12 protein-coding genes and 1 tRNA gene are annotated in these 13,559 nt (G+C 60.5%); 5 read left to right on the top strand and 8 right to left on the bottom strand.

What is annotated here, in order from left to right:
• Positions 1-50: 50 nt before the first annotated feature.
• The 3 genes from EV130_RS28340 (at position 51) to EV130_RS28330 (ending at position 2,676) form a co-directional block, all read left to right on the top strand.
• Positions 51-1,007: an acetyl-CoA carboxylase carboxyltransferase subunit alpha gene (locus EV130_RS28340; RefSeq protein ID WP_074062711.1), complete on the top strand. Its 957-nt coding sequence runs from the start codon at positions 51-53 to the stop codon at positions 1,005-1,007.
• 197 nt (positions 1,008-1,204) lie between these two features.
• Positions 1,205-2,446 (top strand): L,D-transpeptidase family protein, encoded by a 1,242-nt coding sequence (locus EV130_RS28335; protein WP_074062712.1) that lies wholly within the window; start codon positions 1,205-1,207, stop codon positions 2,444-2,446.
• A 5-nt stretch (positions 2,447-2,451) separates the two neighbouring features.
• Positions 2,452-2,676, top strand: coding sequence for a sulfurtransferase TusA family protein (locus tag EV130_RS28330; protein ID WP_074062713.1), 225 nt, complete (start codon positions 2,452-2,454; stop codon positions 2,674-2,676).
• 2 nt (positions 2,677-2,678) lie between these two features.
• Here the strand turns inward: EV130_RS28330 and EV130_RS28325 are convergent, their stop codons facing one another.
• On the bottom strand, positions 2,679-3,818 hold the full coding sequence (locus EV130_RS28325) for a CobW family GTP-binding protein (RefSeq protein ID WP_074062714.1): 1,140 nt from the start codon (positions 3,816-3,818) through the stop codon (positions 2,679-2,681).
• 10 nt (positions 3,819-3,828) lie between these two features.
• The gene (locus EV130_RS28320) at positions 3,829-4,932 is read right to left on the bottom strand and encodes a D-alanyl-D-alanine carboxypeptidase family protein (RefSeq protein ID WP_074062715.1); all 1,104 of its coding nucleotides are present in this window, start codon (positions 4,930-4,932) and stop codon (positions 3,829-3,831) included.
• Between the two features lie 151 nt (positions 4,933-5,083).
• Between EV130_RS28320 and EV130_RS28315 the strand changes: the two genes are divergently transcribed.
• Entirely contained in the window at positions 5,084-6,247 is a 1,164-nt protein-coding gene (locus tag EV130_RS28315) for a M20 aminoacylase family protein (protein ID WP_074062716.1), read from the top strand.
• Positions 6,248-6,318: 71 nt separating this feature from the next.
• Positions 6,319-6,395, top strand: a tRNA-Arg gene (locus EV130_RS28310).
• Positions 6,396-6,745: 350 nt separating this feature from the next.
• On the opposite strand, the gene EV130_RS28305 is transcribed toward EV130_RS28310, so the two are convergent.
• The 6 genes from EV130_RS28305 to EV130_RS28280 form a co-directional block, all read right to left on the bottom strand.
• Positions 6,746-7,576: an alpha/beta fold hydrolase gene (locus tag EV130_RS28305; protein ID WP_074062717.1), complete on the bottom strand. Its 831-nt coding sequence runs from the start codon at positions 7,574-7,576 to the stop codon at positions 6,746-6,748.
• A gap of 129 nt (positions 7,577-7,705) precedes the next feature.
• Positions 7,706-8,680 carry an MBL fold metallo-hydrolase gene (locus EV130_RS28300; RefSeq protein WP_132662358.1) on the bottom strand — a complete coding sequence of 325 codons (975 nt, stop codon included), beginning with the start codon at positions 8,678-8,680 and terminating at the stop codon, positions 7,706-7,708.
• Positions 8,681-8,854: 174 nt separating this feature from the next.
• Positions 8,855-10,465, bottom strand: coding sequence for an MFS transporter (locus EV130_RS28295; RefSeq protein WP_132662356.1), 1,611 nt, complete (start codon positions 10,463-10,465; stop codon positions 8,855-8,857).
• A complete protein-coding gene (locus EV130_RS28290) occupies positions 10,462-10,920 on the bottom strand; it encodes a DoxX family protein (RefSeq protein ID WP_165918584.1) in 459 nt (152 codons plus the stop codon). The genes EV130_RS28295 and EV130_RS28290 overlap by 4 nt, the downstream gene beginning before the upstream one ends.
• A gap of 307 nt (positions 10,921-11,227) precedes the next feature.
• Positions 11,228-13,213 (bottom strand): amidohydrolase, encoded by a 1,986-nt coding sequence (locus EV130_RS28285; RefSeq protein WP_074062721.1) that lies wholly within the window; start codon positions 13,211-13,213, stop codon positions 11,228-11,230.
• Positions 13,213-13,503 (bottom strand): XapX domain-containing protein, encoded by a 291-nt coding sequence (locus EV130_RS28280; RefSeq protein ID WP_074062722.1) that lies wholly within the window; start codon positions 13,501-13,503, stop codon positions 13,213-13,215. The genes EV130_RS28285 and EV130_RS28280 overlap by 1 nt, the downstream gene beginning before the upstream one ends.
• Positions 13,504-13,559 lie beyond the last annotated feature (56 nt).

Here is a 13,559-nt window from a genome sequence, read left to right as displayed (position 1 = left end):
GGGGCAAGGCCAGCGAAATGCCCCGGGCACAAGGAACGGAAACGCACCTCATGCACAACTATCTCGACTTCGAAAAGCCGATCTCCGACCTCGAAGGCAAGATCATCGAACTGAAGAAGCTCGCTTCCGAAGACGAGAGCATCGATACGTCCGATGAGGTCGGCCGGCTGGAGGTTCGCGTCCGCGAAGCGATGGTCGATATCTATTCCAAGCTCAACGCCTGGCAAAAGACGCAGGTCGCTCGCCATCCGCAGCGCCCGCACTTCGTCGATTATGCAAAAACGCTCTTCCAGGAGTTCACGCCGCTCGCCGGCGACCGCAAATTCTCCGAGGATGCGGCAATCCAGGCAGGCCTTGCACGCTTTCGCGGCCAGCCGATTGCCGTCATAGGCCAGGAAAAGGGCAGCGATACGAAGAGCCGATTGAAGCACAATTTCGGCAGCGCCCGCCCTGAAGGCTACCGAAAGGCGATCCGCATTCTTGAAATGGCCGACCGTTTCGGCCTTCCGGTCGTCACCCTCGTCGATACCGCTGGCGCTTATCCAGGCGTCGGGGCTGAAGAGCGCGGCCAGGCTGAAGCAATCGCCCGCTCGACGGAAATGTGCCTTGGCGTGAAAGTGCCGATCATCTCCGTCATCATCGGCGAAGGAGGCTCCGGCGGCGCCATCGCAATCGCGACCGGAAACAGGGTCTATATGCTTGAGCATTCGATCTATAGCGTGATTTCACCGGAAGGCGCGGCCTCCATTCTGTGGCGCGATTCGACCCGCGCCAGGGAAGCAGCCACCAACATGAAGATCACCGCCGAGGACCTGAAGTCGCTCAGCATCATCGACGGCATCATTCCCGAACCGCTCGGTGGCGCGCATCGCGATCCGGGCAGCGTCATCGCCGCCACCGGCGATGTCATCGCCAGCGCCCTTGCCGAACTTTCGCCGCGTTCGGGCGAGCAGTTGCGCAGCGACCGCCGCCAGAAATTCCTCGCCATGGGACGGAATCTCGCCTAATTCCCCAGCATGCATGACCGGATTGCGGCCAAACCTTGGCCACAATAATGTTATCTGTAACAGTCGCTTGCGGGACATCCTTGGGCAAGTCATAGGCTGGTAAGAAATTGTGAAGTATAAGCCGCCTATGATTTTAGGGTCGCCCGGACCTTATGGACGCGGATCGGGTCTTATCGATTTAATGGGCTTGTTGGGAAATGCGCATTCGACATTTTGCCTATGTTTCGCTGATGGCGCTGGCTCTTGCCGGCTGCAACGACGCTTTGGAGGTCACCCACACTGATCTGTCGAAGGTCAAGAACAAGGTTGAGCAACCTCTTCCGGCGCGTATCCTCGCCGATATGAAAACGAAGGGCATGGATCGCAATTCCCCGATCATGATCCGTATCTTCAAGGAAGAAGGCGCTCTCGAAGTTTGGAAGGCAAAGACGGACAATCGCTTCGACAAGATCGCGGATTACAAGATCTGCGCGTGGTCCGGTCGGCTGGGCCCGAAGGTCAAGACTGGCGACCGGCAGGCTCCCGAGGGCTTCTACAACCTGACACGGGCGAACCTGAACCCGAACTCCAAATATTATCTGGCGATCAACACCGGCTTTCCGAACCGGTACGACGCCGTCAACGGCCGCACGGGCTCCGACCTGATGATCCACGGCGCATGTTCGTCTTCCGGCTGCTATTCGATGACCGACGAGCAGGTTCTGGAAATATACGCTTTCGCGCGCGATGCCTTCAAGGGCGGCCAGACAACCGTTCAGCTGCAAGCATTCCCCTTCCGCATGACGGCGGAAAACATGTTCAAGCATCGCCTGAACCAGAACTATGACTTCTGGAAGATGCTGAAGGTCGGCTACGACAATTTCGAGGTCACCAAGCGTCCGCCGGAAGTCAATGTCTGCGAGAAGAAATATGTCTTCAACCAGCAATTGGCAGACGGCAGCGGCGCCTTTAATCCTGCAGGCCAGTGCCCGGCGATGTCCACGCCTCCGGCGCTGGCGTCGGCACTTGCCGCCTATAACAAGACATACGCAGCCGACTTCGCCAGGGCCGAAAAGAAATTCGACGGCATGGCCTGGTACGACCCAACCGAAGCCGAGCGCAAGGCCGTGGTCGCCAAGCAGCGCAAGGGCCGCGAGCTTGCTTATGCTCCGACCGGCACGTCGCTGGAGGCAGGCCGCATGGTCAAGGCATCCGAACTTGAGGAAATGATGTCGAAGCCCGCTGCACCCGCGGCAAATCCGACGGCGACCGCCGCTGCAACACCTGCGGCACCGGCAGCAGCACCTGCTCAGGACAATGTGACGGCGGTTGCAGCGGTCGTGCCTGCCAATGTCCCGGTTCCGACGAAAAATCCTCTGGCCTTCGCGCCGGAACCGGCTCCGCAGGAAACGGCAGAGGCGAGCAAGAAGCCGTTCTGGAAATTCTGGGCCAGGAACTGATCGGCTTGGACGCCTTTTGCTATGACCTGCGCGGCCTGAAATGCCCCCTACCCGTGCTGAAGACCCGCCGCAAGCTTTCTTCCATGGCAATCGGGGCGCTGATCCGGGTTGAAACGACCGATCCCCTGGCTCTGATCGACATCCCACATTTCTGCACGGAAGACGGCCACGAGTTACTGGAAACGGTGAAAACCGAAACCGGTCACAGTTTCCTGATCCGCAAGAGGTAGTCTCAGATCTTCATGCCAGGAATGGCGAGCGGATTGTCGTTGAGAGCCGCGCGATCGGGCGTGTCGACCCGCGGCTTTCCGAGGAATGCATCGAAGAGATTCTTCACGAAATCCTCCGGCAGATCCTTGGTGATCAGTACCATTCGCGTGCGCCGGTCGACCGGATCGGGCCAGGCCGGAAGGCGCACGGGCGGGTGAAAGACGCTCTGCACGCCATGCAGGACCAACGGTCTCTCCGGCCTGTCGGAAACGGCAATGATGGCCTTCATGCGCAACAGCTTTTCGCCATGCGCCGAACGCAGCAGGTCGATGAACATCTCGAGCGCCATCGGATCGATCGGCTTGTCTTCGACAATCGAGAAAGACCGGATCGAGGCATCGTGACGGTTCACATCATGGGGATCCTGATGGTCATGACCATGATGGTGATGGTGATCGTGTCCATGATGGTGATGAGCGTCATGCTCGTCTTCGTCGCGAAGCCAGCGGCTGACGTCGGCGATCTTCGTTGCCGGATTGTACAGACCGTTTGCGAGAACCTCCGCGCTACCGGCAGGTGCGCTGTCAGCATCCATCGGCACTGCACGCGGATTGAGGTGACGCAGCCGCGCCTCCAGCACCGGCAACAGCTCGGCGGATGCCATTGACTGCTTTGACACGATGAGGCGATCGGCGACTGCGACTTGCCGGCGCGCCTCCTCGTGATTTGTGAGCGTCTGAAGACCATTGACTGCGTCAACGACCGTGACAACGCCCTCGAGCTCGAAATTGGTTGCTATAATCGGGTTGCCCATGATCGCCTGCATGACCGGGGCCGGATCGGCAAGTCCGGTCGTTTCGATCACGACACGTTTTACGGGCCTGACCCGGCCGGTCTGCACAGCATCCATGAGATTTGCCAGCGTATCGACGAGCTCGCCGCGAACTGTGCAGCAAAGGCAGCCGTCAGAAAGCTCGATGATCGCATCGCCCGAGCTTTCGACGAGCAGATGGTCGATGCCGACATCGCCGAATTCGTTGATGATAACGGCGGCATCCTTCATCGCCGGATCCTTGAGGATGCGGTTCAGCAGGGTTGACTTGCCGGCGCCAAGAAAGCCGGTCAGAATCGTGACCGGGATTGTGTCGTGATGAATGCTCATTTCTTTTGCCTTAGAAGGACGTCGGGCGCGGCAGCGGTACCGGAACATTGGCAAGGTCGCCGATTGCCTCGGCCTTTGCCATCTTGTCCGGCTGGACATCCTGGCCAGGAATGAGGCCGGCAAAGACGTAACGCGGCGGGTGATCCATTTCCTGGATATAGGGCGACTGCACTTTCATGCGGCCGACCTCGTCGCGCGTTTCGCTGCGCACCTTGGCACCCTTTGCGCTGCAGATATCGGCGCTCAGGTCGGCAACCCGGTCCTGCCCCAGTCCGTATGGCTTCAACGAAGCCAAGGTATCGACTGCGGGAAACTGTGCGGTAAAGCCCTTCTGCAACAGGTTCGCCGTCGCGTCCGCACGCGCCGCCAGGCTGTCTGTGCCCAGAACGACCGAAATGATGGTGCGGCCGTTACGGGTCGCCGAACCGATCTGATTGAAGCCCGACGCACAGATAAAGCCGGTCTTCATGCCGTCCGCACCGGCGAAACGGCCGATCAGCAGATTGATGTTCGGCGTATTGGTCTTGCCGTTGGTAAAGCCTTCAAGAGCAAAATAGCCCGAATATTGCGGAAACTCCCGCCGTAGCGCGACCGTCAGGACTGCGAGATCGCGTGCCGTCGTATATTGGCCCTTGCCCGGCAGGCCGTTCGGATTGACGAAATGCGAATCCGACATGCCGAGCTTTGCTGCGTCGGAATTCATGCGCAGGACAAAGGCATCCTGGGTGCCAGCGACGGCCTCTGCCACGGCAACTGCGACGTCGTTCGCCGACTTGATCATCAGGATTTTCAACGCGCTGTCGAGCGTCAGCTTCTGCCCCGGCTTGTAATACATTTTTGCAGCCGGCTGGGCAGCTGCCTGCTTGCTGATGACGATCGGCGTTTCGAGACTGATCTCGCCGGCGCGAATTGCGTTGAACACCGTATAGGCCGTCATCAACTTCGTCAGCGATGCCGGATACCATTTGCGAAAGGCTTCCTCATGCTCCAGCACGCGGCCGTTTTGGACATCGACGAGGATGTGCGGATTGGCCCGCGCCAGCGGAACCGAGAAGAAAAGAGCGGCGGTGGCGGTGGCTGCGAGTGAAATCAAACGTTTCTGGCGCGTCGACACGGTTCGTTCCTAAGATGCCCGGATATCTCGAAAGCTTCACCTATTTAGCCTATATGGCCATGACATGGCAAAGGTCATTGAATAAGTTATTTCCGCGGCACAGCGTTGCGCAAGCCGCCGGACAACCCGATTACGCGACAGGAAGTTACGTATGCCGATTTTGAACAGAGCCGCTGAAATGCAAGCCGAAGTGGCCGAATGGCGCCGCTATATCCACGCCCGGCCGGAGCTTCTTTTTTCGGTCGAAAACACGGCGGCCTTCGTTGCCGGCAAGCTCAGGGAGTTCGGTGTTGACGAAATTGTGACCGGCATCGGCCGCACCGGCGTGGTCGGCCTGATCAAGGGCAAGAAGGAAGGCAGCCGTACGATCGGCCTGCGCGCCGACATGGACGCCTTGCCGCTGACGGAGATCACCGGCAAGCCCTGGGCCTCCACGTCGCCTGGCAAGATGCATGCCTGCGGACATGACGGCCACACGGCAATGCTGCTCGGCGCCGCGAAATATCTTGCAGAGACGCGCAATTTCAACGGCAACATCGCCGTAATCTTCCAGCCGGCCGAAGAGGGCGGCGGCGGCGGCAACCTGATGGTTCAGGACGGCATGATGGAGCGCTTCGGCATCGAGGAGGTCTATGGGATGCATAATCTGCCCGGCCTTGCCGTCGGGCAGTTTGCAATCCGCCGAGGCGCGATCATGGCGGCAACGGATGAGTTTACGGTAACGATCAAGGGTCGAGGCGGCCACGCCGCCCAGCCTCACCGGACGATCGACCCGATTGCGATCGGTGCGCAGATCGTGACCAATCTGCAGATGATCGCTTCGCGCAGCGCCGACCCCCTGCGTTCTGTCGTGGTCTCGGTTACCAAGTTCAATGCCGGTTTTGCCCACAACGTCATTCCGAACGACGCGCAAATCGCCGGGACGATCCGCACGCTCGACGCCGAAGTCCGTGATCTGGCGGAATCACGCCTGAAGCAGATCATCGACGGCATAGTCGCCGCCCATGGCGCGCAGGCCGATATCAGTTTCCATCGCAACTATCCCGTCACAGTAAACCATGCCACGGAAACCACCCATGCGATTGCCATCGCCAGCGAAATAGCCGGCGCTGCGAACGTCGATTCTGAAATCGATCCGATGATGGGAGGCGAGGATTTTTCTTATATGCTGAACGCCCGCCCCGGCGCTTTCATCTTCATCGGCAACGGCGACAGCGAAGGCCTTCATAATCCGGCCTATGACTTCAACGACGAAGCCATCGCCCACGGCATCTCTTATTGGGTCCGCCTTGCCGAACAGCGTTTGGGCGCGTGACATCTATACTCGATAAGAATGTCGAAAAGGCTTGGCTTCCCGCCAAGCCTTTTGTATGCATGGCACGGAGTGGTCCCGTAGCTCAGCAGGATAGAGCATCAGATTCCTAATCTGGGGGTCGCGCGTTCGAATCGCGCCGGGATCACCATTTAAATGCAAATACTTAAGTGCGAAAGCCGGCCGAGCTGATGAGCCGTCCGATAGGATTTGGCTATCGATTCGCTAACAACGGGACCTTTTAGTGGCCGCCGAGTTTCGCCCTCCGACGCACGAACGGCTGCTCTCGACCCGTTGCAGGGGCACCGAATGGCTCCTCTCAGCCCCATTGCAGCCGCTCGGCTCGTCGCAAGAGGTGTGACCTTTTATCCTTGCCTCAACACAAACCAAGACACCGGTAATTAATCCTCAGGTCGCGCTTCCCACGCGTGCTCGCGAATCGTCAATGCATCCTTGTTATGCGAGGCCGACAACGCTCCATCGCCGCCGGCCCGCAGTTTCCTAGCTCTCGATGAACGCGAGCAGGTCAGGATTGATCACATCGGCATGAGTGGTCAACATGCCGTGCGCGTAGCCCTCATAGACTTTGAGCGTGCCGTTCCTCAGCAGCTTGACGGCCAGCCGCGCGGAACTGTCGATCGGCACGATCTGGTCGTCGTCCCCGTGCATGACCAGCGTCGGCACCTCGACCTTCTTCAAGTCATCGGTGAAGTCGGTTTCGGAGAAAGCCTTGATGCCGTCGTAATGGGCCTTGGCGCTGCCCATCATGCCCTGCCGCCACCAGTTCTGGATCGCGCCCGTCGAGACCTTCGCATCGGGGCGATTGAATCCATAGAACGGACCAGCTGGGAGATCGAGGAAGAACTGAGCACGGTTGGCCGCAAGCTGGGCGCGCAGACCGTCGAAAACGTCCATCGGAAGCCCGCCGGGATAGGCTTCTGTCTTGAGCATGATTGGCGGCACTGCGCCGACCATCACCAGCTTAGCGACGCGGCCCGCTCCATGGCGGGCAACATAGGCCAGAGCCTCGCCGCCACCCGTGGAGTGGCCGATATGGACCGCGTCCCGCAGATCGAGTTGCTCCGTAAGCGCGGCCACGTCCGCCGCATAATGGGCGATATCATGGCCATCGCTGACCTGGGTCGAGCGACCGTGCCCGCGGCGGTCATGGGCAATCACGCGATAACCCTTGCTCACGAAGTAGAGCATCTGCGCGTCCCAATCGTCGGAGGAAAGCGGCCATCCGTGGTGGAACACGATGGGCTGGCCCGAGCCCCAATCCTTGTAGAAGATCTCGACGCCGCCTTCTGTCCTGATGAAGTTCTGGGTCATGGGAACCGTTCCTTTGCTTTGGTTTGAGAGAGAGTTTTTCGCCGCGAAGGCGCCGGCCGCGATCGCAATCATGGGAGAAATACAGAGGCTCTTTAGGCGCGTCCGGAAGCGGCGGCGCCAAGGCGCGGATCAGAGCGTCGCGCTGTAATTCAGAGGGACCCAGTCGAAATTGTCGCTGTCCGTGCGGACATGGCCGATGCCAGGGAAACGCGTATGGGCGCCAGCAACAAGGTATCGCTCCTCGACGGCCTCGGCGAAGGCAGCATCGCGCGCACTTGCGGCCGCCGCCTGGTCCTCATCGAAGCCGATCGTCACATACGGTTCGTCGAATTGGACGACGTCACCATGGGTGATATCGCCCCAGAACACCAGTTTCTGGCCCTTGCTTTCGACGGCGATGGCGCTGTGACCGGGAGTGTGTCCGGCACGCAGGGTTGACTTAAAGCCCGGCACCGGTTCGGCCCCGTCCAAAAAGGTCTTCAGCCGGCCCGCATTGCGGTAGGGCGTTAGTGCCTTAACGGCTGCGGAGAACAAGTCCCTTTTCGCCTCCGGCGCGGTGTCGCGGTTGGCCGCACTCAGCCAGAAATCGGCGTCGCGGCTGTTGAGGTGGACCGTGGCATTGGGAAAGACGATCCTATCTCCTGCAACGAGGCCGCCGAGGTGATCGACGTGGGCGTGGGTCAGGATGATATCGTCGATCTGTTCTGGCTGATAACCAGCGGCGACGAGGTTGGGAATGAGCTTACCGAGAGTCGGACCAAAGAAGTCGCCGGTGCCGGCGTCGATCATCACCAACCGCTCATTTGTGTTGACCAGAAAGGCATTGATCGACAGCTCCACAGGCGAGTCGAGAAACGCCCTCTCTAGCATGCCGGCGATCTGGTCTTTGGCACCAATATAGAGGGTCTCTGCCGGAAACTTCGCCGTCCCGTCGGAAAGCGCAGTGATCTCGAAGTCGCCCAGCATCATGCGGTAGTAGCCTGGGGCAGCGGTCTTGACTTGCGGCGCCTTTGCCGCCACGCCGAGCGGCGCAAGCGTCGTCATCGCTGTCGCGGTCAGCATGAGGGACAGCGTGCCCTTGAGTATCGTTCTGCGATTGGTCATCCTTCTCTCTCCTAATCCGTATTGAAGCGATGCTGACGCGGGGCAACCAATGCGGTTGATGGCTGCTCTGCCCCTCATCCTCGCACTGCAAAACCTAAAATACCGCCCTCGATCCATCTTGTCAGTTTCGTTTGTCTTTTTTGATAAAAGCGTCCGCGCCGCGTTTGCGCGCGTTCAGGTGCGGCCGGGATGGGGAAGATTTATCGCCAACAGATGGTTCACTACGGGCGCCTCCGGCCCCTTGTGAAAGCGGCGGACCTCATGCTGAACGTCGGCGTCGGCCTTCGAGACACGCCGGTGCTGGCGAAGGTGCTCGGCCCAGGATTCGACCATGAACCACTCGACGATTCTTTCCGGATCGGCAGCGTCCTCAGTGACACCCCAGCCATAGGCGCCATCTCGGCGACGCTCTCCGGAGAGCCTGGCAAGTCCCTTCAGAAAATCGCTCCGGTCGTCTTTGTCGACCCGGTATTCGATCGTGACGAGCACCGGACCGCGATCATGTTCGACGGGAGCAGCCGTGAGAGGTTCCGGCCAGTGATTGGATGCCACCAGGTCCGCATCGCCCTTTGGCAGCTTGACGAGATGAAAAATGAGCCCGGCCACGCCAAGTCCGGCGGCGCCGAGGACAAGGGTCGTCGAAACGCCGACGACCTCTGCGACGGCACCCCACGCGAGGCTCCCGGCGGTCATCGCACCATTGAACACAGTGAGATAGACGGCGAGCGAACGTCCCCGAACCCAATTCGGCAGGATCGACTGTGCCGCCCCGTTCAGTGTTGTCAGCGCAGTGATCCAGGCAGCTCCGAGCGCAAGCAGAGCCAGTATGGCGACCGATCGAGGCGGCGCGAAGGACAGCCCAGCCATCACGGCAGCCGTGACCAGCACTGAACCGAGCAACAGCGCATCCGCATTGAACTTTGCGCGAAGTTTCGGCATGACCAGCGCGCCGCCAATGGCACCGGCGCCGACCGCGCCAAGCAAGATGCCGTAGAAACCCGCGTCGCCGCCGAGAAGATTGCGGGCGACCAGCGGCAGAAGCGCCCAAACCGAACTCGAGAAAGCGAAGAATGCAGCCGCCCGAAGAAGTACGACATGCAGCTCTCTGCTCGCCCTCGCATAGCGCAGACCAGCGCGGAAAGCTCCGAAGAAGCGTTCGGCCAAGCCGTCGTCGACATTAGGGGCGCGTCTCCACCAGATGAGGGCAGCGATGACGAAAATATAGCTGATGAGGTCCATGCCATAGGTGAAGGCAGCGCCGAACCAGGCAAGCAGCAGGCCACCGACTGCCGGGCCAATCGCTCGGGAGATGTTGATGCCGAGTGAGTTGAGGGCCACGGCACCTTTGAGATCCTGCTTCGGGACGAGTTCGGGAACGATGGCCTGCCAGGTCGGGGCCATCAGCGCCGCTCCAATACCGCCGACGAAGGTGAGCGCGATCAAGGAGGTAACGGTTTGCAGCCCCATGGCGGACAGCAACATGAGGCAGACACTGGCTGCGGCCAGCAGGAGCTGGACGATGATCAGGAATTTGCGGCGGTCGAGAATGTCCGACAGTACCCCTGCAGGGATCGCGAGGAGGAAGATCGGGAGCGTTCCCGCCGCCTGCACCGCCGCGACGGCGGCGGGTGCGTCCGAGAGGTCGGTGACAAGCCACGAGCTTGCGACATCGCGGATGAAGCTGCCAGTGTTGCCGACAATGGTCGCCACCCAGAGAATGGCAAAGGTCTTCTGGCGAAGCGGCGTGAACCCGCCAGCCGTCGGGGTTGCAGATGGAGAACTCATGAAGTCGGTCCCTTTCCGGATGCGCCATGTTCACGCAGGTCGTGCCATGCCACCAGAGTGAACGCGCCAACGAGCCCGACATGTTCGAAGAAGCCGTTCATCGCCATCGAGCGTTCCATGCCCAGCGGCAATTCCCAGAAGCGAAGCGCGATGAAGGTCGCGGCGAGCGGGAAGACGGCAAGCGCAAGCGCGGCCGCCCAGCGGAAGATGCCGGCAAGGATGAGTGCGGACATTGACAGCTCGAATACGATCACGCCGACGGCGAAGACCGGCGCCGGATGTAGGCCGAAATGCTCCATTTCGGCGATCGCACCTGGAAAGTCGAATATCTTCGTCAGCGGTCCCTGGAGATAGGCCGAGCAGAGCGCCAGCAGGCCGAGAAACAGGGTACGCCCGTCTGCACGCCGCCGCCGAAAGGGAGCGGGTAAATGGTTCTCGAAGGAAGGCATGCTCATCGTCTTGGCTCCTTCTCGGGCCTCTTCAACTCAACGTAGGGCGGGACTACCTTCACCAAGGTCGCTGCCATTTGTATGGGGGATACTCCTTTATAATAGGCGCCAAGCTTCGGCGTTGGATGGTTCACGACGACTTTCGCCCAGGGGTGGCGGGAACTGCCCGTTGATCGGGCCGGATCATGGCCGAGAGCGACCGATGAGCTGATTAAGATTGACATTGCTGTTGTCGCCGCTGCGCTAGCGATCTTTTTCATTTTTGATCCTTACCGGGAGCTTTGGCTGACGATGATGTCCTGGTCCGCTGTCTTCACACAGCCCAGCACGAACAGCCAAGCGCGCCGAAGAAGCCCTTGAGATCGGAGATCGGCAGCTTCGATGTCCAGGCGCCGGCGTGATCATGCCCGTGGACGCCGCAGTTGTTGGCGCAGCCGCAGGAGGCGATTGCCGTTCGCCGCAGCGAATGCCTGCCGGCGCCATCCGGTTCGCCCCATGCGGCATAGCCGCCATAGGTCCTGACCGGCGACCAGTCCGGCATCGCCGGCGGCAGCGGGTTTTCATCGAGGCTGGCGAATTCGTTCGCAGCATAGACGATCCTGCCGCCGACCATCGTAAGGTCGGAGGTCAGGAACGATATCTCGTCCTCAGCACAGGCGAAGTAGTCCTTGCTCGGTACGATCAAGTCGGCGAGTTGGCCCTTCTCGATGCGCCCCTTTCTGCCTTCCTCATTTGAGAACCACTGCACCTTCTCCGTCCACATGCGGAGCGCCGTTTCGCGGTCGAGGCAGTTGGCGCGCGGATAGAGCTGCATGCCGCCAAGTGTCTTGCCCGTCACCAGCCAGGAAAGCGATACCCACGGGTTATACGAGGCAACCCGCGTGGCGTCCGTGCCGGCAGAGACATTGACGCCCTTCTTCAGCATGCGTGCGACCGGCGGCGTTGCCTCGGCCGCACCATGACCGTAGCGCTCGACAAAATATTCGCCCTGATACGCCATCCGGTGCTGCACGGCGATGCCGCCGCCAAGCGCAGCGATGCGGTCGATCGACTGTTCCGAGATCGTCTCGGCATGGTCGAAGAACCAATTGATACCGGAAAGCGGGATATCCTGGTTGACCTTCTCGAAGACGTCGAGCGCGCGGCTTATCGTCTCGTCATAGGTGGCGTGCAGCCGCCAGGGCCAGCGGTTCTCGGCGAGGATCCGTACCACTTCTTCGAGCTCGCCTTCCATTTCCGGCGGCAAGTCGGGGCGCGGCTCGCGGAAGTCCTCGAAGTCGGCGGCCGAGAAGACCAGCATCTCGCCAGCGCCATTGTGGCGGAAGAAGTCGTCGCCCTGCTTGTATTTGACTGAGGACGTCCACTTGAGGAAGTCCTCCTTCTCCTCCTTGGGCTTCTGTGTGAAGAGATTGTAGGCGAGCCGCACGGTCATCTGCCCTTCGTCGGCGAGCTTCTGGATGACGGCGTAGTCGTCGGGGTAATTCTGGAAGCCGCCGCCCGCATCGATGACGCTTGTGACGCCGAGGCGGTTGAGCTCTCGCATGAAATGGCGCGTCGAATTGACCTGATACTCGAAGGGCAGCTTCGGCCCCTTGGCAAGCGTCGAATAGAGAATGCCCGCATTTGGTTTGGCGAGCAGGAGACCGGTGGGATTGCCCTTGGCATCGCGGGTGATCTCGCCGCCCGGAGGGTTTGCCGTCTCCTTGTTAAAGCCCACGGCGCGAAGTGCAGCCGCGTTGAGCAGGGCCCGATCGTAAAGGTGCAGGAGGAATACTGGAGTATCGGGAGCGATCGCATTGATCTCGTCGATCGTCGGAAGCCGCTTTTCAGCAAACTGGTGCTCGGTGAAACCTCCGACGACGCGAACCCATTGTGGCGGCGGCGTCACAGTGACCTGCCGTTTCAGCATGTCCATCGCGTCGGAAAGAGAGCGTACGCCATCCCAGCGCAGTTCCATATTATAGTTCAGACCGCCGCGAACGACGTGGGTGTGATTGTCGTTGAGCCCCGGCAGGACGCGCTTTCCCTTGAGGTCGACGATCCTGGTATCAGGCCCGGCAAGCGCCATGATCTCCTGGTCCTGCCCGACGGCAAGGAGCTTGCCGTCCTTGACGGCGACGGCCGTCGCGTTCGGATTCGTACGGTCAAGCGTTGTCAGCAAACCTTTGTGTAGGATCAGATCGGCGCTCATTGGATTGTCTCCTGAGGTCGAAGCGGAATTGGCGGCGCGCGCCGGTGAAAACAGGTTTGGAAGCGCGAGGGCAGACGCCGCTCCCAGAAAGCCGCGGCGGGTCGGCATCAGCTGATCTCCCGCGTCGGTGCCCGGTCGGGCACGCCAGCATGATCATGATCGGCCCCGGTCGGCAGTTCGCCGAAAACGTGCGGGACACAGTGGCTATGGAACCAGGAAACGGTGACCGGATTGCCTGACGTCAGGCGCTTGACGAGGGGCACCGCCTGTTCGCCGACGAGGATCCCCAGGAGCCCCACCAGGGCGATCACCGGCGGAGCCGGGGAGCGAACGTTAAGTAGGCTGTAGATAACGCCGACGAGCAGCCCGGCCCCGAGCGAGAGGAGATACATCTTCATCGTCAATTCCCTTTCTTACGGTTTGCGGTCGCCACTCCGACCGCGAGCACGCGGCC

This window comes from Rhizobium azibense (assembly GCF_004342325.1).
Lineage (GTDB): Bacteria > Pseudomonadota > Alphaproteobacteria > Rhizobiales > Rhizobiaceae > Rhizobium > Rhizobium etli_B.
This window is presented reverse-complemented; position numbering and strand designations above follow the sequence as displayed.

What these genes read in the sequence shown, in the direction of transcription:
- EV130_RS28315 (WP_074062716.1), top strand. Translation starts at nt 5,084, where the DNA reads ATGCCGATTTTGAACAGAGCCGCTGAAATGCAAGCCGAAGTGGCCGAA.
- EV130_RS28285 (WP_074062721.1), bottom strand. Translation starts at nt 13,213, where the DNA reads ATGCCGACCCGCCGCGGCTTTCTGGGAGCGGCGTCTGCCCTCGCGCTT.
- EV130_RS28290 (WP_165918584.1), bottom strand. Translation starts at nt 10,920, where the DNA reads ATGAGCATGCCTTCCTTCGAGAACCATTTACCCGCTCCCTTTCGGCGG.
- EV130_RS28300 (WP_132662358.1), bottom strand. Translation starts at nt 8,680, where the DNA reads ATGACCAATCGCAGAACGATACTCAAGGGCACGCTGTCCCTCATGCTG.
- EV130_RS28305 (WP_074062717.1), bottom strand. Translation starts at nt 7,576, where the DNA reads ATGACCCAGAACTTCATCAGGACAGAAGGCGGCGTCGAGATCTTCTAC.
- EV130_RS28340 (WP_074062711.1), top strand. Translation starts at nt 51, where the DNA reads ATGCACAACTATCTCGACTTCGAAAAGCCGATCTCCGACCTCGAAGGC.
- EV130_RS28325 (WP_074062714.1), bottom strand. Translation starts at nt 3,818, where the DNA reads ATGAGCATTCATCACGACACAATCCCGGTCACGATTCTGACCGGCTTT.
- EV130_RS28295 (WP_132662356.1), bottom strand. Translation starts at nt 10,465, where the DNA reads ATGAGTTCTCCATCTGCAACCCCGACGGCTGGCGGGTTCACGCCGCTT.
- EV130_RS28335 (WP_074062712.1), top strand. Translation starts at nt 1,205, where the DNA reads ATGCGCATTCGACATTTTGCCTATGTTTCGCTGATGGCGCTGGCTCTT.
- EV130_RS28280 (WP_074062722.1), bottom strand. Translation starts at nt 13,503, where the DNA reads ATGAAGATGTATCTCCTCTCGCTCGGGGCCGGGCTGCTCGTCGGCGTT.